Here is a 23,291-nt window from a genome sequence, read left to right on the forward strand (position 1 = left end):
AAAGGTCCCACGTGGCTGAGTTCATCTACACCATGCACAACGTCCGCAAGGCGGTGGGCGACAAGGTGATCCTCGACAACGTCACCCTGTCCTTCTACCCCGGCGCGAAGATCGGCGTCGTCGGCCCCAACGGCGCGGGCAAGTCCACCCTCCTGAAGCTGATGGCCGGCATGGACCGCCCCAACAACGGAGACGCGCAGCTCTCCAAGGGCTCCTCGGTCGGCATCCTGCTGCAGGAGCCGCCCCTCACCGAGGGGAAGACTGTCCAGGAGAACGTGGAGGAGGCGGTCGCGGAGATCAAGTCGAAGATGAACCGCTTCGAGGCCATCGGCATGGAGATGGCCGAGCCGGATGCGGACTTCGACGCGCTGCTGGCCGAGATGGGAGATCTGCAGACCTTCCTTGACGCGCACGAGGCGTGGGACATCGACGCCCGCCTGGACCAGGCGATGGATGCGCTGCAGTGCCCTCCGCCGGACGCGATCGTCGACGTGCTCTCGGGTGGTGAGCGCCGCCGCGTGGCGCTCTGCAAGCTGCTGCTCCAGCAGCCGGACCTGCTGCTCCTCGACGAGCCCACCAACCACCTCGACGCCGAATCCGTCAACTGGCTGGAGGGTCACCTCAAGGCATACCCGGGCGCCGTGCTGGCGGTCACGCACGACCGTTACTTCCTGGACAACGTGGCCCAGTGGATCTGCGAGGTGGACCGCGGCAAGCTCCACCCCTACGAGGGCAACTACTCCACCTACCTGGACACCAAGCGCCAGCGGCTCCAGATCGAGGGCAAGAAGGACGCCAAGCGCGCCAAGATCCTCGAGAAGGAACTCGAGTGGGTCCGCTCCTCGCCCAAGGCCCGTCAGGCCAAGAGCAAGGCGCGTCTTCAGCGGTACGAGGAGATGGCTGCCGAGGCGGAGCGCGATCGCAAGCTCGACACCGGGGAGATCAACATCCCTCCGGGTCCGCGCCTGGGCGCGATCGTGCTCGAGGTGAAGAAGCTCACCAAGGGCTTCGGGGATCGGGTCCTGATCAAGGATCTGTCCTTCACACTGCCGCGCGCCGGCATCGTCGGCATCATCGGCCCCAACGGCGTCGGTAAGACGACGCTGTTCAAGACCATCACAGGCCAGGAGGAGCCCGATTCGGGCGTCGTGAAGATCGGCGAGACGGTCTCCTTCAGCTACGTGGATCAGAACCGCTCCGGCATCGCGCCGGAGGACAACGTCTGGCAGGTGGTCTCGGACGGGCTCGACTTCATCAAGGTGGCCAACTTCGAGGTGCCCTCACGGGCCTACGTCGCCTCCTTCGGCTTCAAGGGGCCGGACCAGCAGAAGAAGGCCGGCGTGCTCTCCGGCGGCGAGCGCAACCGGCTCAACCTGGCGCTGACGCTCAAGCAGGGCGGCAACGTGCTGCTGCTCGACGAGCCCACCAACGACCTGGACGTGGAGACGCTGTCCAGCCTCGAGGACGCGCTGCTGGACTTCCCGGGCTGCGCCGTCGTGATCTCCCACGACCGCTGGTTCCTGGACCGCGTCGCCACCCACATGCTCGCCTGGGAGGGCGAGGACGAGGACGGCACCCCGCGGTGGTTCTGGTTCGAGGGCAACTTCGCGGACTACGAGGAGAACAAGATCGAGCGGCTCGGTCCGGAGGCGGCCCGCCCGCATCGCTCGAAGCACCGTCGGCTCACACGCTGACCCGCACACGCAAGCGCTCCCCGGTCTCGACCGGGGAGCGCTGCCGTGTGGGGCTACTTGACCAGAAGCTCGAGCACCTCCGGCATCGACTTGGCGAAGGAGCACTGAATGGCGTCGTTGTCGGGAAGCACGGAGCAGTTGTTGTCCATGCCCTCGAACGTGGTGAGGAGCCACACCACGCGCTCACCGGCCTGCATGACCAGGGTGTCGTTGAAGACGCCGACCTCCTCGCCCTCCTTGACGGCCATGCCGAAGAAATAGGCGGCCCGGGCGGGCTCCTCCTCCACGGTGGACCCGTCGAACGGCAACTGGGTGTCCTCGGCGCTGCTGACCCGGTCCCAACCTTCGGCCCGCATCTGGTCCTCACAGTCCCGGGCCGCGTCGGCAAGGAGGTCGTAACCCTTGGAAGCCGCCTCGGCGTCGTCGTAGCCGAACACGACCGCGACGGCTGGCGTCTCACCGGCGACGCCGTACTCACGTGTGAGGATGGTGCTCGGGTCGCCGTACGTGCCCGGATCACACAGGCCCTTTCCGGTGCGACCGATGCCCTCGTACTCGTCGAGCACGCCCACCACTGACGCGTCGTAGGGGAACATCATCTCGACGGTGGGCACGTTGGCCCAGGTGGGCTGCGCCGGCGCCGCTGGGGCGGAGGGTGACGGCGCGCTCGTCGGGCTGGGCGAGGAGCTGGGGTCCGGGCTGGACGTCGGCGTCGGGCTGTTGGCCCAGTCCGGCTGGTTGGCGCCGCGGAGAATCGGCGTGGCGGCCCACACTCCGGCGCCGAGGCTGGCGACGACGCCGACTGCGGCGACGGACAGACCGACTCGCCGGGTGGTGCGGCGCCGATCGCCGCGTCGACGGACTTCATGAGCTGGGAGCATGGGGGCCTCCTTTGCCGTGGCCGCGAGATCGTCCAGTTGGGGGAAGTGCTCAGGCATGACGGACCTCCAGATCGGTGGTGAGTAGGCGGGCGAGGGTCTGCCGTCCGCGAGCGAGACGGGCCTTGACGGTCCCCGTGGGGGAGCCGACCTCCTGTGCGATCTCGCCGACGGTGAGGTCGCACAGGTGGTAGAGCACGATGGCTCGACGCTGAGCGTCAGGAAGCTGGGCAAGTGCCCGGTCGATGGCCACCCTGTCGGGGCCGGGTTCGACGGAGCGCTCAGGTTCCAGCGCCCGGTCGGGTTGGCGGAAGGCTCGGCGCGCCTTGCGCCAGCGGCTCACCGCCAGGCGGTATGCGGTGGTGCGGACCCAGGCCTCCGGGCTGCGGGACGCATCGAGGTCGCTGCGATGGTCCCAGGCCCGGATGAAGGCCTCCTGAACGCAGTCCTGCGCTTCGGCCATGTTGCCGCACATCGCGTAGACCTGACCGACCAGCTTGGTGTACGAGTTCGTATAGAACCGGTCGAACTGGGTTTCGTCCACGTGCCTCTCCCTCCTTTTCGGCGTTGTGGTGTGTCTCGCCCTGTCTACGCCTCGGCGGAGGGTGCCGGTTGCATGCGGCGTCGGCGCGTCGTCTCAGTGGGTGGCGAGCAGTTCCGCCAGCGACATCGAGGACCGGCCCGCGAGCGAGGTCAGCTGGGTCTGGCAGCTGAAGCCGTCGGCCAGCACGATCGCCTCCGGATGGGCCTCCACGGCGGGGCCGAGATCGTGCTCGAACACTTTCACGCTGATGTCGTGGTGGCCGCGTTCGACGCCGAAGTTGCCGGCCAACCCGCAGCATCCGCCCACGGCGATGAGCGTGGCGCCCGTGGACTCCAGGAGCGCCCTGTCCTTCGCCCACCCGATCACGGAGGCGTGATGACAGTGCGGCTGGGCGACGAGGGTGTGGCCGCTGAGGTCGGGCGCCACGAAGTCGGGGTCCGTGGACAGGAACTCGGCGAGCGTGAGTACCTTCCCCTCGAGCGCGCGGACGTTGCTGTCATGGGGGAGCAGTTCGGGGGCGTCGCTGCGCCACACCGCGGTGCATGACGGCTCGACGCCGACGATGGGCACGCCGTCGCGCACGTACGGGGCGAGGACGGAGGCCGCGTTGGTCAGCTGGCGGCGTGCGCCGTCGAGCTGGCCGGTGGAGATCCACGTCAGGCCGCAGCAGGCGTTCTCGTCGAGCACCTCGGGCTCGTAGCCGAGGCGCACCAGCACCTGCGCCATGGCGGCGAAGGAGGTGGACTCGAAGCAGTCGGAGAACGAGTCCACCCAGATGAGGACGCGACCCTTGGAGCCGGGAAGGGCCGGGGCGTCGCGGAAGCGGGCCCGGGCGCTCTTCGAGGCGAAGCGGGGGATGTCGCGGCGGACGTCGACCCCCGCGCCCCAGCGCAGCAGGCGGCCCAGCACCGGGGCCCTGCCCACCACGTTGATGAGGCCCCCCAGCCCGGGGACGGAGGTGATGAGCCGCCCCCAGCGCGGAAGCCAGCCCAGTGCGTAGTGGTTGCGGGGCCGCAGCCTGCCCTTGAACCGCTCGTGCGTGACGCGCGCCTTGTAGGCGGCCATGTCGATGCCCGTGGGGCAGTCGCGCGCGCAGCCCTTGCAGGACAGGCAGAGGTCCAGCGCAGCGTGCACCTCGGGCGAGTGCCAACCCCGGGTGATCAGTGAGCCGTTGACCATCTCCTGCAGCGCGCGGGCACGGCCCCGGGTGGAGTCCTTCTCGTTGCGGGTGGCCTGGAAGCTGGGGCACATCACACCCCCTGAGGTCGTCATGTCGGCCAGGCACTTGCCGACGCCGCTGCACTGGTGCACCTGCTCGACGAAGTCGGCGTCCGACAGCGAGAGGGGTGAGCGGCTCGCCGCGACCATCCGCAGGTTCGCCTCGACAGGGGCGGGGTCGACCAGCACGCCGGGGTTGAGCAGGTTGCGGGGGTCGAAGATGTGTTTGACGCCGGCGAACAGGTCCAGGGCGGCGGGGGAGTACATGTGCGGCAGCAGGGCGGACCGCGCCCGGCCGTCGCCGTGCTCGCCGGACATCGAGCCGCCGAAGCCGGCCACCAGCTGCGCGGCCTCCTCGACGAAGGCGCGGTACCGCGCCGCGCCTTCGGGCTCGGTGAGCGGGAAGTCGATGCGGCAGTGGACGCAGCCGTCGCCGAAGTGGCCGTACGGCAGGCCGTGGAGGCCGAACTTCCCCAGCAGCGCGTCGAACGCCCGCAGGTAGTCGCCGAGGTGCTGCGGCGGCACGGCCGCGTCTTCCCAGCCTCCGTAGGCGGGCTTGGCCAGGCTGACGCCGGCCAGGCCCGCGCCGTCGGCTCGGATCTTCCACAGCCGGGCGGCGAGGGCAGGGTCGTCCACCACCCATCCTTCGCCCGCGCTCGCGGCTGCCGCCAGGTCCTCCGCGCGGACGCGGACCTCGGCGGCGTTGTCGCCGACCACCTCGAGGAACATCCAGCCGTCACCGGCGGGGAGCGCGGGGACCGAGGCCGCGCCGAACTTCGCCACCACGACGTCGACGATCCGACGGTCCAGTCCCTCGCAGGCGGTGGGCCGGAAGCGCAGCAGGTTGGCGATGTCGTCGCCCGCGTCAGCCATCGTGGGATAGCCGAGCGCCACCATCAGACGCTCGGGGGCGTCGGCGACGAGCTGCACGGTGGCGCGCACGATGATCCCGAGGGTCCCCTCGGTGCCGGCGAAGAACTTCGCCAGGTCGAACTTCCGCTCCGGGAGCAGGTGCTCCAGCGAGTAACCGGAGACCTGTCGCGTGAACCGGCCGAACTCGGTGCGGATGGTGCCCAGGTTGGCCGCGACCAGGGCGCGCAGTTCCGGCACGTCGTCGACGCCGAGCGTGAGGAGTTCCCCGGTGCCCGTGACGATGTCCAGCGAGACCACGTTGTCCGCCATCCGGCCGTACCCGAGGGCGCGGGGGCCGCAGGCGTTGTTGCCGATCATGCCGCCGACGGTGCACCGGTTGGAGGTGGACGGATCGGGCCCCAGCCGGAGCCCGTACGGCCGCGCCGCGATCTGTAGCTGGTCCTGCACCACGCCCGGATCGATCACCGCGGTGCGGGTCACCGGATCGATGGAGTGGATGCGGTTCAGGTGCCTGGACACGTCGATCACGAGCCCGGGGCCGACGGCGTTGCCCGCGCAGGACGTCCCCGCTCCCCGGGCGGTGACGGGTGTGCCGCTGTCCAGCGCGGCCCGCACCAGGGCGACCAGTTCATCCGGAGTGCGCGGATGGGCCACGGCCTCCGGCGCGACGCGGTAGAGCGAGGAGTCGCTGGAGTACAGGGCCCGGGTGAGCGTGGAGGTGTCGACGATCTCCGCGAGTTCCCCGAGGCGGTCGATCAGGAGTGCATGGGGCGCGGAGGTGGTGGTCACCCGGACTAGTCTGCCACCGCCAGGACGGCAGTCATCGCGCGCCCAAGGGCAAGATAGTCCTCGGGATCGATCGCGTCGACGAAGACCCGGCGCACGGAATCCACGTGCGCGGGGGCGGCGCGCTTGAGCAGGTCGTACCCGGTCTCGGTCATGACCGCCTGGACACCGCGACCATCGGCCACACACGACGTCCGGGTCACATACCCGGCCTGCTCCATCCGCTTGATGGTGTGCGTGAGGCGCGAGCGAGAGTGGCCGACGGAGGCCGCCAGCTCGCCCATCCGGATGGTATGGTCCGGACTCTCGGAGAGCCGGACGAGCAACTCGTACTCGGCCAGGCTGAGGCCGAAGTCGCCTAGGGCCTCGTCGAGGTAGTCGTCGATGTGCGTCTTGGCCAGCAGATAGCTCCGCCAGACGCGCTGCTGGCTCTCGGTGAGCCACCCGTTCACTGGTTCGGACATGCCCCCATCATAGCAAATGCTTTAGCTTTCAAGTAAATTGGGCGGAGTTACCCCTCCCGCGCGACGCGTCGTCACCAGTAGGCTGGTTGAAACGCGAAAGGGGTACCACCGGTGGGTATTCGAGAAGACATCCTGGCCCAGGCAGCAGACAGCGTCGGTCATCAGTTCAGGCGAAGGGTCCGCGCGACGCCGGACAAGCTGGCCTTCATGTATCCCGAGGGCGCGGCTGAGGGTCCGACGTCGTGGACGAAGCTCTCATGGCGGGAGACCAGCGACGTGGTGGACCGGCTCGCCGCCGGCCTCCTGTCGCGCGGCCTGCAGTACGAGGAGCGGGTGGCCATCTGCTCGAGCACGCGAGTCGAGTGGATCCTCACGGACCTCGCCATCGCGCTGGCCGCGGGCGCCACCACGACGGTGTATCCAAACACACAGCCCGGCGACGTGCACTTCATCGTCAAGGACTCCGGCTCGGTGATCTTCGTGGCTGAGGACGCCAAGCAGGTGGCCAAGCTCACGGACTCGGCCGAGTTCAACGATCAGGTGCACACCATCGTCGTGTTCGACACCACCGGGCTCACGCTCGATGACCGGATCATCTCCTTCGAGCACCTCAAGCAGGCAGGTGAGCGCTACCTGGAGGAGCATCCCACCGCCGTCGATGACGCCATCGCCAAGACCAGCCGGGATTCGCTCTCCACCCTCATCTACACCTCCGGTACCACCGGACAACCCAAAGGCGTGCGGCTCAACCACCTGTCCTGGGTGTACCAGGGCGCGGCGACGAAATACCTGGACATCATCGGTCCCGATGAGCTGCAGTACCTGTGGCTGCCGCTCAGCCATGTGTTCGGCAAGGCGCTGATCGCCGTCCAGCTCGACTACGGCTTCGCCTCCGCGGTCGACGGACGCATCGACAAGATCGTCGAGAACCTCGGGATCGTGAAGCCTTCGTTCATGTGCGGCGCCCCCCGCATCTTCGAGAAGGTGCGCGCGGCCGTCATGACCGGGTCCACCGGCCTCAAGGGGAAGATCGCGCGCTGGGCCTTCCACGTGGGCTACCAGTCCATCGACGACAGGCTGGCGGGCCGCCCCCTCACCGGAGCGCTCGCGCTCAAGTACAAGGTGGCGGACAAGCTGGTCTTCTCCAAGCTCAAGGAGAAGCTGGGCGGCAACATCAAGTTCATGATCTCCGGCGCCGCCAAGCTCTCACCGCAGGTCCAGCAGTGGTTCTACGGGGCGGGCATCCTCATCGTGGAGGGCTACGGCGCCACGGAGACCAGCGCCATCGCGGGCGTCGACCTCCCGAGGGATCCGCATTTCGGCACCGTCGGACCCGTCCTTCCCGGCATCGAGACCAAGTTCGCCGAGGACGGCGAGCTCCTGCTGCGCGGCCCGATCATCACCCCCGGGTACCACAACCTTCCCGAGGAGACGGCGGAAGCGCTGGACGCGGACGGCTGGTATCACACCGGCGACATCGCCGAGATGACACCGACCGGCCACATCAAGATCACAGACCGCAAGAAGGACCTGTTCAAGACGTCGGGCGGCAAGTTCGTCGCGCCGCAGAAGGTCGAGAGCGCCATCCAGGCCAACATCCCCTACGTGGCGCAGTCGGTGGCCATCGGGGAGGGGCGCAAGTATGTCTCCGCTCTGTTGGTGCTGGATCCCGTCATGCTCGCCAAGTGGGCGGACAAGCGCGGCCTGTCGTCGTTGAGTTACGCAGAACTCACGCAGCGCCCCGAGATCAAGGCATCGATCGGGCGCTGGATGGAGCGGGTCAACTCCAAGCTCGAGCGGTGGGAGACGGTCAAGCAGTTCGCCATCCTCGATCATGAGCTGACGGTCGACAACGCGGGCGTCACGCCCAACATGAAGATCCGCCGCTCCATCGTGACGGAGAAGTACTCGGACCTCGTGGAGTCCATGTATCCCCAGGAAGACTGAGTGTTCCACGTCCGCTGCCCCCTGCGCTGGTCAGACCTCGACGCGCAGGGGCATGTCAACAACGCCATCATCGTGGATTACCTGCAGGAGGCCCGCGTGGCCTTCCTGCGCAGCGGCCCGGCGTCGGACCTGCTCGACGCCGGGGTGGTGGTGGTCGGTCACGAGGTGGAGTACCGGCGGGCCATCGACTACTCCGACGACGGGGTGGACGTCCAGCTCGGCGTGGCTGGGCTAGGTGCGGCTCGGATCGTCGTGTCCTACGAGCTGCGTCAGGCGGGGGAGCTGGCCGTCGCGGCGCGGACGCTGCTGTGCCCGTTCGACTTCGACGCTCAGGCGCCCACGCGGATCCCGGCGCCGTACCGGGCCTTCTTCGAGGCGCACCGGGTGGAGGCGGAGCCCCTTCGGGAGCTGACCGCGCCGCCCCTGGAGGGGCGTGGCACGGCCGTGCCGCTGCGGGTGCGCTGGTCGGACCTGGACTCCTACGGCCATGTCAACAACGCCAAGGTCTTCGACTACCTGCAACAGGCACGCATCACCGCCACCACGTCATGGGATCCGACGATGGCGCGCGCCGGGTCGTCGGGGAGCCGCCACCTGTGGCTGGTGGCCCGCCAGGACGTCGACTACGTGGCCCAGATGGACCACCGGATGGAGCCGTACGAGGTCCGCGTGGCTCCCGTGGCGCTCGGGTCGTCGTCGATCACACTGGCCGCGGAGATCGTGGACCCTGCCGACGGCACCCTGTTCGTGCGAGGGCGCACCATCCTGGTCTGCGCGGATCTCGACGGCAGGAAGACCCCGCTCGATGACGGAACGAGAGGCCGCCTGGAGCGCCACCTCGTCCCTCCCGCCGACTGACGATCGTCGAGCCGGACACGGCTCTTGCGGGGCTCGGTTGAGCCGGACACGGCTTTCGGCGGAGGGCCTCGAGCCGGATCTGGGGCTCAACTCCGAAGTGGCCCTGATTGAACGATCCAAGCCTCGCGACATCCAGATCCGGCTCAACGCCGTGGGCAGCAAGGGCTGGACACGAACCCCGAGATCCTCTAGGGTGTGAACGTTCACATTGGTTCGAGTGCCATCGCCGGCTGACTTGGGCCGAAGAGAGATCCCCTCAAGGAGAACCCATGGAAAGCCCCTTCGTCGGCAAGGAGATCTGGTTCCTCACCGGATCGCAGGACCTCTACGGACCCGAGACCCTGGAGCAGGTCACCGCGCAGTCCCAGGAGGTCGCGGCACTGCTCGACGGCGCCGAGGGCATCCCGGTGTCGATCGTGCACCGCCCCACGCTGAAGGACCGCGACGCCATCCGCGCCGAGATGCTGGCCGCCAACGCCGACCCCAACTGCATAGGCGTGATCACCTGGATGCACACCTTCTCCCCGGCGAAGATGTGGATCCTCGGCCTGGCCGCCCTGGACAAGCCGATGCTGCACCTCCACACCCAGGCCTCGATGGGCCTGCCGTGGGACACCATCGACATGGACTACATGAACCTCAACCAGTCCGCGCACGGGGACCGCGAGTTCGCCTACATCGCCTCCAGGCTCGGCAAGGCCCGCCGCACCGTCGTCGGGCACGCCTCCACCGAACCTGTGCAGGCAAAGATCGGCACTTGGGCGCGCGCGGCCGCAGGCTGGGCCTCGCTCCACAACACCAAGCTGGCACGCTTCGGCGACAACATGCGCAACGTGGCGGTCACCGAGGGTGACAAGACCGAGGCCGAGCTGCGGCTCGGGGTCTCCGTCAACACCTGGGGCGTCAACGACCTCGTCGCGGCCGTGGACGCGGTCTCCGATGAGGCCATCGACGCCCTCGTGGACCAGTACGAAGAGCTCTACGACGTCGTGCCCGAGCTCCGCAAGGGCGGCGACCGTCACGAGGCGCTGCGCTACGGGGCCCGCCAGGAGCTCGGCATGCGCAGCTTCCTCGAGGCCGGCAAGTTCGGCGCCTTCACCACCAACTTCGAGGACCTGGGCGGGCTCAAGCAGCTCCCGGGCCTGGCGGTGCAGCGCCTAATGGCCGACGGCTACGGCTTCGGCGCCGAGGGCGACTGGAAGACCGCCATCCTGGTGCGGCTGGCCAAGGTGATGGGCTACGGCCTCCCCGGCGGCGCATCGCTGATGGAGGACTACTGCTACGAAATGACCCCCGGCAAGGAGAAGATCCTCGGGGCCCACATGCTCGAGGTCTGCCCGTCGTTGACCACGGCCAAGCCCAAGCTGGAGATCCACCCGCTGGGCATCGGTGGCCGTGAAGACCCTGTGCGCCTCGTCTTCGACGCGGACCAGGGCCCGGCCCTCGTCGTGGCCATGGCGGACATGCGCGAGCGGTTCCGCCTGACCATGAACATGGTCACCAACGTGGCGCCCGACGCCCCGCTGCCCAACCTGCCTGTGGCCCGGGCCGTCTGGGAGCCGGCGCCGGACTTCGCCACGTCGGCCGAGTGCTGGCTGATCTCCGGCGCCGCGCACCACACGGCCATGTCCACCGCCACCACCCGTGAGATGTGGGAGGACTTCGCCGAGATCGCGGGCATGGAGCTCGCGATCATCGACGAGCACACCACCGCCCGCGGCTTCGCGCAGGAGCGCCGCCTTGAGCAGGTCTACCACCGGCTCACCCAGGGCGTCTGAGCCCACCTCCCGTGGGGGTCGGGCCGTTGGCCGGCCCCCCGGGATGATGGCCGTGGCCCGACTGGCCGGTGTGTCCCACCAGACGGTGTCGCGGGTCATCAACTCTCCGGACACGGTGCGCCCCGAGACGAGGCAGCGCGTCGAGGAGGCCATCCGGGAGCTCGGGTACGTCCGCAATCTGGCCGCTCGCTCGCTGATCACGCAGCAGACGGCCCTGCTGGGGGTGGCCTGGACCGGCGCCGGCTACTTCGGGCCCTCCAGCACAGTGGCCGGCATCGAGGTCGCGGCCAGGGCCGCCGGCTACGCCACGCTGGTGGCGGCCCTCGAGAACCCTGACGACGACGAGGTGGCGCAGGTGTTCAAGGGCTTTCGGGATCGTGGTGTGGAGGGCATTGCCATCGTCGCCCCGCATGAGCGGATGGCGAGGCTCGCCCGCGAGCACAGCACCGGCATCCCGACCGTGCTCGTGGCAGACACCTCACCGGACGACGGCTGCCACGTGGTGACGGTTGATCAGCGCCTCGGCGGCCGGTTGGCGACCTCCCACCTCATTGAGCGCGGCTGCCACCGCGTCGCGCACATATCCGGTCCCTTGGACTGGTTCGACGCTCGGGAGAGGGTTTCCGGATGGCGCGACGCCCTCGTGGAAGCAGGGCTGCCCGTGCCCGAGGTGATCGTGGGGGACTGGTCCGCCGAGTCCGGATATGCCGCCGCCCAGCGGATGCTGGCTGACGGCGACCTTGCCGATGCCGTGTTCTGCGGCAACGACGCCACCGCCCTGGGTCTGATGGCGGGACTGCGGGATGCCGGGATAGACGTGCCTGGCCAGGTGAGCGTGGTGGGGTACGACGATTCGATCGGCGCGGCCTACTTCGCGCCGCCGCTCACCACGGTGGCGCAGCCCTTCACCGAGTTGGGCGGCGCGTGCCTGGAGGTGCTGGTAGCGGCCATCAACGGAGGTGCTCCGGCGCGCACGCAGCTGGCCCCGCGGCTGCGCGTGCGCCGGAGCGTCCGCTGACCACTAGTTGGCAGGCACCGCCCAGACGGCGGTGGAGCCCGAGGTCAGGCCGCTCAGCGTGGTCACCCACTCCTGGCTCGCCTCGTCCCACTGGCGGAAGGTCTCGGCGGACACCTCCTCGCCGTCGAGGGTGATGGTCAGCCGGGTGTCGCCCTCGAGCTCCCACGCGCCTCTCCTGGCGCCCGCGACCGCGCCGTCGTCGGTCAGAGTGATCTCCTCGGGCTCGCTCAGCCTCGGGCCGATGGTGCGGGGGCCGTGGTCCACCAGCGTGTACCTGCCGGGTAGGTCCTCGGCCTGGGGATCGCGGTCCGGTTCCCCGGCGTAGCGCAGCGGGGCGATCACCGGCCATCCGTCGGCATCCTTGGCCCACTCGTGCACGCGCACCTGGTGGGCCTCTCCACGGCCGGGGAAGCGGGTGTGGAATGTGATCAGGCGTCGCCCGTCCTCGTCGATGAAGGGCGAGCTGCCACCGGGAGACACATAGCCCAGCGCGGGCATGCCGTCGGTGGCGGGGGCCAGCACGTGGTTGCCCATGAGCTTGATCGCGGACCCGGCGATAGTCACGTCGTCGAACAGGGGCAACGTGGGATCGGACTTCACCTCCGCCATGTCGCGACCCTCGGCGTCGACGAACGGGCCGTCGGGGTTCTCGGAGCGGGCCACTCGGATGTTGTACCCGCCGCCGGCGTCGAGGCCGCCGTAGGTGACGAACAGGTAGTAGTAACCCGTCTCCTCGTCGTAGACCATGGCGGGGCCCTCGATCCGGGAGTGGTTGCCGCCCCACAGGTGCTTGCCGTACCCCTGGTCGGGGAACGGGAAGCCGGTCGCGGGGTCGAGCTCCAGGATGAACAGGCCGCCGGAGAAGCTGCCGTAGACCATCCACAGCCTGCCGTCGGCGTCGTAGAACACGTCCGGGTCGATGACGTTGGGATGGACGCGGGCGTCGAACGGGGTGCCGTCCTCGCTCTCGCCGGCCATACCGGACTTGAGGATGAGGCCCAGATCCTCGTAGGGCCCCGTGACTTCGTCGGCCACCGCGATCCCCATCGCAGACAGCGGGGAGTCACCGCGACACGCGTCGTAGTAGAGGTGGAACCGTCCGTCGGCGAGCTGGATGATGTCGGGTGCCCACAGCGTGTCGGTCTCGGCCCACTCCAGGGCTTCGGAGAGCTCCCGGGTGACGTCCTCGAACAGCGGGTTCTCGGGGTTCACGCCCTCGGCCACCTGGGTCCAGCTGATCAGGTCCGGGCTGGATGCGGCCTGCAGGTGGGAGCCGATCACGTAGTGCGTGCCGTCGACTTCGATGTGGTCGGGGTCGTGCACGGTGGCGTCGGCGAACTCGGGCGCGGTGCCCCCGGCCTGACACCCCGTCAGGCCGAGGACAACGGCGAGGGCGAGCCCTGCGAGACGGGTCGGCACCTCAGCCCAGCGTCAGGGTGAGGGTGACGAAGCTGTGCGGGGGGAGTTCGACTTCCAGCACGCCGTCGACGGGGGTGCCGACTGGGAGATCGGCGGGGGCGACGGCCTCTGGTGTGGTGGCGGTGTTGTGCTCCGCGATGGCGCTGGCGGTGAGGATCCTTCCGCTCACGCGGGCCACGGTGCGGCCGCGTAGGTCGAGGCGGAGGGTCCGGGGGGTTTCGAGGTCGAGGTTGGACAGTGAGATCAGGGCCGTGCCGTCTTTCGTGCTGGCGGAGGCGGACACGAGCGGCACGGTGCTGGGGCCGACCTGGCGGGTGGGCAGCGGTTCGCCGGTCCAGGCGATGGTGAGGGTGTCGGCGTCGTGGTGGCCTTTGTTCATCTCGAACACGTGGTAGGTGGGCGTTTTGATGAGGGTGTCGCCGTCGGTGAGGAGGACGGCCTGGAGCACGTTGACGGTCTGGGCGATGTTGGCCATGACGAGCCGGTCGGCGTGGCGGTGGAAGGAGTCGAAGTGCACCGAGGCGACGAGGGCGTCGCGCATGGTGTTCTGCTGGTAGAGGAAGCCGGGGTTGGTGCCGGGTTCGACGGCGAACCAGGTGCCCCATTCGTCGAGGACCAGCCCGATGCGCTTGGTGGGGTCGTAGACGTCCATGACGTTGCCGTGGCGGGTGAGGAGTTCGTCGATTCGCCATGCTGCTGCCATGGTGGCGTAGTAGGTGTCGGTGTCGAAGTCGGTGGCGGACTTTTTGTCGTCGAAGCCGGTGGGCATTGTGTAGTAGTGCAGGGAGATGGCGTCGAAGAAGTGGCGGGGGTTGCAGCCGCAGCCGAGGTCGCCGAGGGTTTTCATGAGTGTTTCGGTCCAGTGGTAGTCGTCGACGTTGGCGCCGCCGGCGATCTTGTAGAGCGTGTTGCCGTCGTGGTCGCGGCAGTAGGTGGAGTATTGGCGGGCGAGGTCGGTGTAGTACTCGGCGCGCATGTTGCCGCCGCAGCCCCAGGATTCGTTGCCGATGCCGAAGTATGTGACCTTCCACGGCTCGTCGCGACCGTTCTGTCGGCGGAGCTCGGACATGGGTGCGGCGCCGGAGCGGGTGAGGTATTCGATCCAGTCGGCCATCTCGCGGACGGTGCCGGAGCCGACGTTGCCGCAGATGTAGGGCTCGGTGCCGAGCTGGTCGACGAGGTCCATGAATTCGTGGGTGCCGAAGGAGTTGTCTTCGACGACGTTGCCCCAGTGGGTGTTGACCACGGAGGGGCGGTCTTCGCGAGGGCCGACGCCGTCTTGCCAGTGGTATTCGTCGGCGAAGCAGCCTCCGGGCCAACGGAGGTTGGGGATGTCGATGCCCTTCAGCGCCTCGACGACGTCGGTGCGGATGCCGCGGACGTTGGGGATGGGGGAGTCCTCTCCGACGAAGATGCCGCCGTAGATGCAGTGGCCGAGGTGCTCGGCGAAGTGGCCGTAGACGTGCCGGGAGATGGCCGGCCCGGTGACGTCGAGGTTGATGACAGCTGTCAGGTCAGTGCTCATGCTGGTCGTGTTCCTTGTCTCAGTGGGCCAGCCGGACCATCGCCCACGACGTGGGGGGCAGGTCCAGGGTCAGGGTGGTGCCGGTCACGGCGGCGGATTCGAGGGGGCGGGGGGCGACGGTGGTGTCGTCCTCCGGGCTGGCCTGCCACAGCGGGTCGGCGTGGTTGAGAACCACGGCGTCCGCGATGGTGGCGCCGGCGGGCACCTCGCAGGCGACACTCACGGTGTCGGTGGCGTGGCGGTTGACGAGGAACACTGCGCCCTCGGTCTCTGCCCAGGTGGCGACGGCGTCGACGGCCTGCACCCGGCCGAACTCCACGCTGTCGATGGTGGGGCCGTCGATGACGACCCGCAGCACCTCGCCCTGGGCGTACTTCGAGGTCAGCGCGAATGGGTGGAAGATGGTCTGCTTCCAGACCGGGCCACCGGGCTCGGCCATGATCGGCGCGATCACGTTCACCAGCTGGGCCTGGCTGGCGGACCATACCCGATCCGTGTGGCGCAGCAGCGAGATCAGCAGGTTGCCGACCACCACCGCGTCGGCCACGCTGTAGTGATCCTCCAACAGCCGCGGCGCCACGGGCCAATCGTCACCGGTGGGGGGCTTCGACGGGGTGCGGTCCTGGTACCAGACGTTCCACTCGTCGAACGAGATGCCGATGGTCTTCTCGCTCTTGCGGGCGGTGGCGACGGCGTCGGCGGTGGCCGCGACCGAGGCGATGAACCGGTCCATGTCCTCGGCGGAGACCAGGAACTCCTGCAAGCCGGCGTCCCTGACCCAGTAGTAGGCATGCGCCGACACCATGTCCACCTGATCCCACGCCTCGGTGAGCACGGTGCGCTCCCACTCTCCGAACGTCGGCATCGACCGGCCCGACGAGCCACAGGCCACCATCTCCAGGCCAGGGTCGATCATCCGCATCGCGCGGGCTGTCTCGGTGGCCAGCCTCGCGTACTCCTCGGCGGTCTTGTGACCGATCTGCCACGGGCCGTCCATCTCGTTGCCCAGGCACCACATCCTGACCCGGTACGGCTCCTCGGCGCCGTTGGCGCGGCGCTGGTCGGCGAAGTGGGAGCCTCCGGGCACGTTGCAGTACTCCAGCAGGTCCAGCGCCTCCTGGACACCACGGGTGCCGAGGTTGACCGCCATCATCGGCTCGATCCCGGCCTTCGCCGCCCAGGCCATGAACTCGTCGGTGCCGAACGTGTTCGGGTCCGTGGAGTGCCAGGCCAGGTCCAGGCGGGCGGGGCGCTCGTCGACCGGCCCGACGCCGTCCTCCCAGCGGTAGCCGGAGACGAAGTTGCCGCCCGGGTAGCGCACCGTCGAGACGCCGAGTTCGCGAACCAGGTCCAGGACATCGCCGCGGAAGCCCTGCTCGTCCGCGGTCGGGTGGCCGGGCTCGAAAATGCCGGTGTAGACACAGCGCCCGAGGTGCTCGACGAACGAGCCGAACGTGCGTCGGCGAACCGGTCCCACGGTGTAGGCGGGGTTGATGACGAGGCGTGCAACGCTCATGGGGACGGCTCCTTCGCCGGTCAGGTCATTTCATCGATGTAATACATGATGACACGACCCGATCGAGGCGGTCAAGACGCATTAACCAGTGATCCTCTCGTGCCCGCACGGCGTTGGGGGAGGCGGGCATCGACAGCACGGCCATCGATTACCCTGCGTCAGGGGAGTGCCGGCGCCGATTGGCGAAGGATGAGTTCGTATTCTGCGTAGATGCGCTGAATGGGGCGACGGGACTCGGGGGAGACGCTGGATTCCGCGATCCGCTGCTGCAGAAGTTCCACCGCTCGCGAGGCGATCTCGGCTCGGCCAGGCGCGATCGTGGTCAGGGTCGGGCGGGTGTATGCGGCATCCTCGATGTCGTCGAAACCGACGACTGCCACCTCTGCGGGCACGTCCACCCGATGGGAACTCAGGCTGTGGAGGACGCCCATCGCCAATGCGTCGTTGAGCGCGAAGACGGCGTCGAAGGGTTCGCCGCTGGCGAGGAGAGAATCCATGGCCTGCGCGCCAGTGTTGCGGTGCCACTCCTGTGCCACGCACAGCAGCTTCTCGTCGACGGGGACGCCCGCCTCCTGCATCGCCGCGCGGTAGCCCTGTTCGCGGAGGGCGGCGGAACCGACGACTTCTCCAGGGTGCGTCCCCACCACCGCTATGCGGCGATGCCCCGTGGCGAGGAGATGCCGTGTGGCAGCCTTGGCCGCCTCGACGTTGCTCATGGTGATGTGGTCGTTCGTGGAGCCGAATACCCGTTCGCCCAGAAGTACCAGCGGGAAGTCGACCCTGAACTGGTGGATGTCGTCCTGGCCCAACGCGAGGGGGGAGAAGATCAGCCCGTCGGTCATGAAGCGTCGCTGGCCGTGGAGGACATCGATCTCGCGGTCCCGGTCTGCGTTGGTCTGTTCGATCAGGACGCGCAGTCCCAGCTTCTCCGCCTCCACGATCACGGAGTCGGCGAGCTCGGCGAAGTACGGCAGCTTCAGCTCCGGGAGGGCCAGCCCGATCAGCCCGGTCTTGCCCTTGCGGAGGTTTCGGGCGGTGATGTTGAGTTCGTAGCCCAACTTGTCGATGGCCTGCTCGACCTTCTTGCGGGTCGAGGCGCTGACGTGTGGGTGTGCATTGACGACGTTGGAGACGGTCTTGGCAGACACGCCCGCGAGCCGAGCGACATCCTGCATTGTCGCTGCCATGAGCAACCCCTTCGCGAGCCGGCTGTTTACATCGATGATCATCCCACACTGCGGGCCGGCCCGCACAGATGGATCAGAGCACCGGTTGGCAGATGGGGCACCACCAGATGACGCGCTCCTGACCTGCCCGGGGATCGGCCACCGACGTCGCCCCACCCAATGTGCCGGCTTCGATGGCGGTGCCACACCGTCGGCAGGGGCGGCCCCTGCGCCCGAACACGTAGCTCGTGTGCCCCGGCCGGTGGTCGCCGGTGAACGTGCGCACGGGGCTGTCGAGGTTGCTCCTCATGACGAGCCCCGCCAGGTCGACGGCGGCCGCCGCGTCCGTGGACCGTACCGGTGTGGCCGGATGGATCCCGCGGAGGAAGCAGATCTCCGCGCGGTACTCGTTGCCGACGCCGGCGAGGACGCGCTGGTCAATAAGCGCCTCGCCGATCGTGCGCTCAGGGGCCCGGCAGACGCGACGGAGGGCCTCGTCGCGGCCTGAGGGCTGCCAGCGGCCGGCCGTCAGCCAGTCATCGGCCAGGGGATCAGGCCCCAGGTGGCCCATGCGCGCGTCGAACTCGTCGGCCGGCCACAGTTCGACGAGGCCCAGATCGTGGCCGACGAGCTCGATGTCGCCGGTGACCCGCACCACAAGACGCGCAGTGTGGGAAGGCAGGCTCCACCTCTGACCGACGGGGTGGAGACGCCAGGTGCCCTCCATCCGCAGGTGCGTGTGCAGGATCCGCTCGTCGCATCGCCAGAACAGGTGCTTGCCGTGGGCCCACACGCGCGTGATCGTCGCGCCGGTGAGGCTGGCTGTCGCGAGCCGCGGGACCCGGAACTGGCTGTAGTCGATCCTCCGTCCCACCAGCGGTTGGAGGCGTCGCGAGAGCCGCCAGACGGAGTCTCCCTCAGGCACCGCGCGCCTCGAGGACGATGCCCTTGGGGGAGATCTTGCCACCGGCCTCCCGGAGCGCGGCCTCCAGGCCGGAGGCGCCGACGCGGTGTCCGTCGATCTCCTCGATGCGCAGCCGCTCCATGCGGCCCTCGGCGATGGCGCCGAGTAGCGCGCGCGCCACCAGGCGGGCGCGGTCCGGGCGGGTCTCCGCGTCGGCGAAGAGCGTCAAGGTGCGTCCGCCCCGGGTCAGATGGGCCAGGCACACGCCGTCGGCCAACACCACGAGAGCCCCCGCCGCCCGAGCCGGGCGGGCCGTCGGATGATCGGGCCAGGGCAGGATGCTGCCGTAGGGGTTCGCCGGATCCAGGGCGGCCAGGACGATGGCGCCCGGATCCTCGACGCCCGAGGGCCAGTCGGTGCGGTCCGGAGAGTCCGCGAACGTCCTGACCTGTTCGATCACGTCGCGTGTGGTGAACTGGGCGCCGCCGAGGCCCTCGACGACGTAGCCGCGCACCACCTTCCCGGCCACCTCCAGTTCCGCCAGCAGCCGATAGGCCGCCGCGAACCCGCCGGGCGTGCCGTCGGCGGTGACGCCGCCGCGGGTGACGACGCCGTGGCGCTCGAGCCAGGACGAGGCCGTGGCCAGCGCAGCGTCACCGGGGGCGAGCTCGGGATCGCGGACGCGGTACCAGCGGCCCGTCCCGGTGGGCGGCGTGAGCGTGCCTCCACCATCGAGGAGCGCGCGGGTGGGCCTGGGCAGACGGGCCCTGCGCCGGGGCGAGGGGCGTCTCGCCTTGTGCGCCCCTCGCGTGGTGCCGCCGACCCGTGCCCTGACCGGGGACATCGAGGCGGGCGCCGCCACGCCCTGTTCCACGGCTCGCCACAGGGCGTCGGCCAGGTCCGCGGACGCGCCGTCGGGATGCGACGCGCGGAGGGCCGCGAACGTTCCGTCGCCGTCGGCGAGGCGTTGCGCCAGGATGACTGTGTCCTCATCGGGCGGCGCGTCGGGCCGTGCGATGAGGTCCAGGTCCGACGCCGGGACCAGCGCGATGAGGGGGTCGTTCGGGCCGGCCGAGCCGCGGCCGCGGACGACCACCTCGGACTCCGCCAGGAGCGCGTCGAGGTGGGCGGGGGAGTAGCCCCTGAGCCTGGCGGGCAGGATTTGCGTCTCCCAGGCGCTAGCCGGAAGGGCGACGCCAGCGAGTCTCTGCAGGGCCATCAGCACCTCGTCGGGGCCGGAGGGCGGCCGGTCGTCCACCTGGTGGATGGCGGCCAGGAACCTGGCGTAGCCGGTGCGGGAGACGGGCTGCAGCTCGGCCCGGGCCCTGGCCAGGCTGCGGGCGCGAAGCCGGCGGAGGACCTCCGGGTCCACATACTCGGCGTCGGTGATGCCAGGGGTGAACCGCCCCACCGTGAGCCTCCGCGCGCCGGACTCGCGATCCAGCACCAGGCCCACCGTGGCCGGGCCGAGGCCGAGCGCCCGGGCTACCTCCTCTGCGGTGAATGGGCCGTGTGTTCTGGCGAAGCGGGCCACGAGCTGGGTGAGGGGGTCGCGGCCCGGGGCGACCGCCGGCGCGGAGTAGCCCGCCGGGAGGGGGATGCCGAGAGCGTCGCGGAGTAGCGCGAGGTCTGAGGCGGCCACCAGGTGCGGCTCGCCTGCCAGCCGCACCACCGCGACCCTGGTGCCCAGCGAGGCCACGGCGTCGTCGATGTCCGCGAGGCTGGTCCGCTCGACGAGGGCCGACCACGGGATGGGCCCGAGCAGTCGGGGCAGCTCGGCCAGGTCGTCGGGCGTGGTGGCTCGGCGGGTCGGCGCGGTGTGTTGGAGCTCGGCCACCACGTCGGCGACGACGTCCGGGTCCAGCAGGTCGCGGAGATCCAGGGTGCCGAGCGCGGCGGCGAGCAGCTCGGGATCCATGGACAGCATGGCGGCGCGGCGCTCGGCCAGGGGGGTGTCGCCGTCGTAGAGGAACGCACCGGAATAGCGGAAGAGGAGTGTCGCGGCGAAGGGGCTGGGCTGCTCGGTGACCACCTCCACGAGCCTCACCCCGCCGGCGCGGATGGCGCGGGTCAGGGCGACGAGCCCGGGCAGGTCGTAGACGTCCTGCGTCACCTCGCGCACCGTCTCGATGATGATGGGGAAGCGGGGGTGGTGGCGGGCCACCTCAAGGAGTTGCGCGGCGCGCTGGCGCTGCTGCCACAGCGGCGCCCGGCGGCCCGGGGTGCGCCGGGGCAGCAGCAGGGCACGTGCGGCGCACTCTCTGAAGCGCCCGGCGAACAGGGCCGTGCCGCCCACCTGGCTGGTGACGATCTCGGCCACGTCGTCGGCCTCCGCGACGAGCAGCTCCGGGAGCCTGTCGACGGCGTCGCAGTCCGGGAGCCTCAGGACGATGCCGTCGTCGGAGGCCACCGGTTGCACGTCGACACCGGCCGCCCGCGACAGCGACTCCGCCATCACCAGGGACCACGCGCCCAGCAGCCGGCGCCCCAACGGGGAGTGCACGACGACCCGCCAGTCGCCCAGCTCGTCGCGGAACCGCTCGATCACCACCGTCGACTCGTCCGGCAGCGCCCCTGTCGCAGCCCGCTGCTCGGCGATGTAGGTGGCGAGGTTCGTGCGGGTGTGGGAGTCCACGTAGGGCCGGTCCAGCCGGTCCGTGGCGCGGGCCACCTCGCGGTGCAGCATGCCGATCTGGCGCCCGAGTTCCGCCGGGCGCCCCTCGTCGTCGCCACGCCAGAAGGGAAGCCGGCCCGTCCTGCCGGGCGCAGGGGTGACTCTCACCTGGTCACGGGTGATCTCCTCGATCCGCCACGCGGAGGCGCCGAGGGTGAACACGTCGCCGACGCGGGATTCGTGCACCATCTCCTCATCCAACTCGCCGACGCGGCGGGCGCCGGCCTCGTCGCCCACCAGGAACACGCCGAACATGCCGCGGTCCGGGATGGTGCCGCCGGAGGTGGCGGCCAGGCGGAGCGCGCCCGGGCGGGGGTAGAGGCGGCCGTCGTCGCCGTGGATCAGCCTCGCCCTCAGCTCGCCGAAGTCCGCCGACGGGTAGGCGCCGGTGAGCAGTTCGACGACGGAGTCCAGCAGCGAGCGGTCCAGGCGGGCGTAGGGATGCGCGCGGGTCACGGTGGCGAACCAGGCGTCGAGGTCGAGGCCGGTCTCACCTGCGGCGGCCGTGGCCGCAACGGTCTGCTGCGCCAGCACGTCGAGCGGGTGGCGCGGGACGGTCAGCTCCTCGATCTGCCCGGCCAGCATCCGCTCGGTGGTGACGACAGCCGGCGCGAGGTCTCCACGGTGCAGGGGGTAGACCTCGCCCGATGACACGGCCCCCACCATGTGCCCGGCACGCCCGATCCGCTGTAGCGCGCTCGCCACCGACGGTGGCGCGCCCACCTGGATCACGCGGTCCACCGCCCCCATGTCGATGCCCAGCTCCAGCGAACTGGTGGCCACCACGCAGCGCAACTCGCCCGACTTCAGCGCGGCCTCGATCTCGGCTCGCGCCTCCTTGCTCACCGAGCCGTGGTGGGCCCGCGCGATCACCAGGGGTGCCCCGCGGACGGTGTCCACGGGGGCCATCACCTGGGCCGGGGGCTTGTCCGGCTTGTCGGGCAGCGTCTCGGGGGCGTGCTCGGCGGCCCACAACTCGTTGAGCCGACCGGTCAGCCGCTCGGCCACCCTCCGTGAGTTGGTGAAGACCAGCGTCGAGCGGCCTGCGCTGACGGTCTCGTAGACCTCCTGTTCGATGTGTGGCCACACCGACGACGTGGGCGGGGCGTCCACCGCGAGGGTGTCGGTGCCGGGGCCGCCGAGCAGCGGATCCGTGGGCTGCGGCGCGTTCGGCGGTGGGCCCGGGTCAGTGATGTCCTCGACGGGCAGCCGCACCTGGACGTCCCACTCCTTGTGGGAAGGGGGTGCGACGACGGAGACCGTGCGGTCGCCGCCCAGGAACGCCGCCACCCGCTCAATGGGCCGCACGGTGGCGGACAGGGCCACGCGCTGCACGTCGTGCCCCACCAGAGCATCGAGGCGCTCCAGGCTGAGCGCCAGGTGGCTGCCGCGCTTGGTGCCCGCCACGGCGTGGATCTCGTCGACGATGATCGTCTCGACGCCGGTGAGGGTGGCTCGCGCCGAACTGGTGAGCATGAGATAGAGCGACTCGGGCGTCGTGATGAGGATGTCCGGCGGCCGCCGCACCAGGGCGGCGCGTTCGCGGGAGGAGGTGTCGCCGCTGCGGACGCCGACGCTGATGTCCGGAAACGGCATGCCCAGGCGTTCGGCGGTGAGCCGGATTCCGGTGAGCGGGGCGCGGAGGTTGCGCTCCACGTCGACCCCCAGCGCCTTGAGCGGCGACACGTAGACGACGGTGGTGCCGGGCGTCCGCGGCCGTGAAGCCAACCGGTCCAGCGCCCAGAGGAACGCCGCCAGCGTCTTGCCCGACCCGGTCGGCGCGACGACGAGCGCGTGCTCCCCGCGGGCGATCGTCGCCCAGGCCTCCGCCTGCACCGCCGTCGGCCCGGCGAACACGCCCTCGAACCACCCGCGCGTGGGCGCGGAGAACAGGTCGAGGGGCTCCGTCATGCCGGCAAGTCTGCCACCGCCCGCCGACACTCCAGCGTCGGTTCTAGCCGGGACTGCCCGGTCAGAACCGACGCTGGAGCGGGGGGGTGTTGTCCATCTGATCCAGGTGTTGTCCGTG

General features: G+C 69.8%; 15 protein-coding genes. 5 read left to right on the forward strand and 10 right to left on the reverse strand.

What is annotated here, in order from left to right; translation table 11 throughout:
* Positions 1-11 precede the first annotated feature (11 nt).
* The gene (gene ettA / locus ACX1D0_RS01940) at positions 12-1,694 is read left to right on the forward strand and encodes an energy-dependent translational throttle protein EttA (protein WP_459019230.1); all 1,683 of its coding nucleotides are present in this window, start codon (positions 12-14) and stop codon (positions 1,692-1,694) included.
* A 53-nt stretch (positions 1,695-1,747) separates the two neighbouring features.
* Here ettA and ACX1D0_RS01945 read toward each other — a convergent pair whose 3' ends face one another.
* The 4 genes from ACX1D0_RS01945 to ACX1D0_RS01960 form a co-directional block, all read right to left on the reverse strand.
* Positions 1,748-2,575: a hypothetical protein gene (locus ACX1D0_RS01945; RefSeq protein WP_459019231.1), complete on the reverse strand. Its 828-nt coding sequence runs from the start codon at positions 2,573-2,575 to the stop codon at positions 1,748-1,750.
* A 49-nt stretch (positions 2,576-2,624) separates the two neighbouring features.
* A complete protein-coding gene (locus ACX1D0_RS01950; protein WP_459019232.1) occupies positions 2,625-3,116 on the reverse strand; it encodes an RNA polymerase sigma factor in 492 nt (163 codons plus the stop codon).
* A gap of 93 nt (positions 3,117-3,209) precedes the next feature.
* Positions 3,210-5,996, reverse strand: coding sequence for an FAD-binding and (Fe-S)-binding domain-containing protein (locus ACX1D0_RS01955; protein WP_459019233.1), 2,787 nt, complete (start codon positions 5,994-5,996; stop codon positions 3,210-3,212).
* A gap of 5 nt (positions 5,997-6,001) precedes the next feature.
* Positions 6,002-6,457: a MarR family winged helix-turn-helix transcriptional regulator gene (locus ACX1D0_RS01960; RefSeq protein ID WP_459019234.1), complete on the reverse strand. Its 456-nt coding sequence runs from the start codon at positions 6,455-6,457 to the stop codon at positions 6,002-6,004.
* Positions 6,458-6,568: 111 nt separating this feature from the next.
* Between ACX1D0_RS01960 and ACX1D0_RS01965 the strand changes: the two genes are divergently transcribed.
* From ACX1D0_RS01965 to ACX1D0_RS01980, 4 genes are all read left to right on the forward strand, one after another.
* Positions 6,569-8,404, forward strand: a complete 1,836-nt coding sequence (locus tag ACX1D0_RS01965; RefSeq protein WP_459019235.1) for an AMP-dependent synthetase/ligase — start codon at positions 6,569-6,571, stop codon at positions 8,402-8,404.
* A complete protein-coding gene (locus ACX1D0_RS01970) occupies positions 8,405-9,262 on the forward strand; it encodes an acyl-CoA thioesterase (protein WP_459019236.1) in 858 nt (285 codons plus the stop codon).
* A 269-nt stretch (positions 9,263-9,531) separates the two neighbouring features.
* Entirely contained in the window at positions 9,532-11,040 is a 1,509-nt protein-coding gene (gene araA / locus ACX1D0_RS01975; protein WP_459019237.1) for an L-arabinose isomerase, read from the forward strand.
* A gap of 46 nt (positions 11,041-11,086) precedes the next feature.
* Complete coding sequence (locus tag ACX1D0_RS01980) at positions 11,087-12,058, forward strand: LacI family DNA-binding transcriptional regulator (protein WP_459019238.1); 972 nt, start codon at positions 11,087-11,089, stop codon at positions 12,056-12,058.
* Between the two features lie 3 nt (positions 12,059-12,061).
* Here ACX1D0_RS01980 and ACX1D0_RS01985 read toward each other — a convergent pair whose 3' ends face one another.
* The 6 genes from ACX1D0_RS01985 to ACX1D0_RS02010 all read right to left on the reverse strand — a co-directional run bounded on the left by ACX1D0_RS01985 (position 12,062) and on the right by ACX1D0_RS02010 (position 23,173).
* Complete coding sequence (locus ACX1D0_RS01985) at positions 12,062-13,477, reverse strand: glycoside hydrolase family 43 protein (RefSeq protein ID WP_459019239.1); 1,416 nt, start codon at positions 13,475-13,477, stop codon at positions 12,062-12,064.
* Position 13,478: 1 nt separating this feature from the next.
* Positions 13,479-15,002, reverse strand: a complete 1,524-nt coding sequence (locus ACX1D0_RS01990; protein WP_459019240.1) for an alpha-N-arabinofuranosidase — start codon at positions 15,000-15,002, stop codon at positions 13,479-13,481.
* 19 nt (positions 15,003-15,021) lie between these two features.
* Complete coding sequence (gene arfA, locus ACX1D0_RS01995; RefSeq protein WP_459019241.1) at positions 15,022-16,518, reverse strand: arabinosylfuranosidase ArfA; 1,497 nt, start codon at positions 16,516-16,518, stop codon at positions 15,022-15,024.
* Between the two features lie 158 nt (positions 16,519-16,676).
* On the reverse strand, positions 16,677-17,705 hold the full coding sequence (locus tag ACX1D0_RS02000; RefSeq protein ID WP_459019242.1) for a LacI family DNA-binding transcriptional regulator: 1,029 nt from the start codon (positions 17,703-17,705) through the stop codon (positions 16,677-16,679).
* A 73-nt stretch (positions 17,706-17,778) separates the two neighbouring features.
* On the reverse strand, positions 17,779-18,609 hold the full coding sequence (locus tag ACX1D0_RS02005; RefSeq protein ID WP_459019243.1) for a DNA-formamidopyrimidine glycosylase family protein: 831 nt from the start codon (positions 18,607-18,609) through the stop codon (positions 17,779-17,781).
* Positions 18,602-23,173: a DEAD/DEAH box helicase gene (locus ACX1D0_RS02010; protein WP_459019244.1), complete on the reverse strand. Its 4,572-nt coding sequence runs from the start codon at positions 23,171-23,173 to the stop codon at positions 18,602-18,604. The genes ACX1D0_RS02005 and ACX1D0_RS02010 overlap by 8 nt, the downstream gene beginning before the upstream one ends.
* Positions 23,174-23,291: the final 118 nt, after the last annotated feature.

It is taken from the genome of Tessaracoccus pujii (assembly GCF_054483895.1).

What these genes read in the sequence shown, in the direction of transcription:
- araA (WP_459019237.1), top strand. Translation starts at nt 9,532, where the DNA reads ATGGAAAGCCCCTTCGTCGGCAAGGAGATCTGGTTCCTCACCGGATCG.
- ACX1D0_RS02010 (WP_459019244.1), bottom strand. Translation starts at nt 23,173, where the DNA reads ATGACGGAGCCCCTCGACCTGTTCTCCGCGCCCACGCGCGGGTGGTTC.
- ACX1D0_RS01945 (WP_459019231.1), bottom strand. Translation starts at nt 2,575, where the DNA reads ATGCTCCCAGCTCATGAAGTCCGTCGACGCGGCGATCGGCGCCGCACC.
- ACX1D0_RS01980 (WP_459019238.1), top strand. Translation starts at nt 11,087, where the DNA reads ATGGCCGTGGCCCGACTGGCCGGTGTGTCCCACCAGACGGTGTCGCGG.
- ACX1D0_RS02000 (WP_459019242.1), bottom strand. Translation starts at nt 17,705, where the DNA reads ATGGCAGCGACAATGCAGGATGTCGCTCGGCTCGCGGGCGTGTCTGCC.
- ACX1D0_RS01960 (WP_459019234.1), bottom strand. Translation starts at nt 6,457, where the DNA reads ATGTCCGAACCAGTGAACGGGTGGCTCACCGAGAGCCAGCAGCGCGTC.
- arfA (WP_459019241.1), bottom strand. Translation starts at nt 16,518, where the DNA reads ATGAGCGTTGCACGCCTCGTCATCAACCCCGCCTACACCGTGGGACCG.
- ACX1D0_RS01990 (WP_459019240.1), bottom strand. Translation starts at nt 15,002, where the DNA reads ATGAGCACTGACCTGACAGCTGTCATCAACCTCGACGTCACCGGGCCG.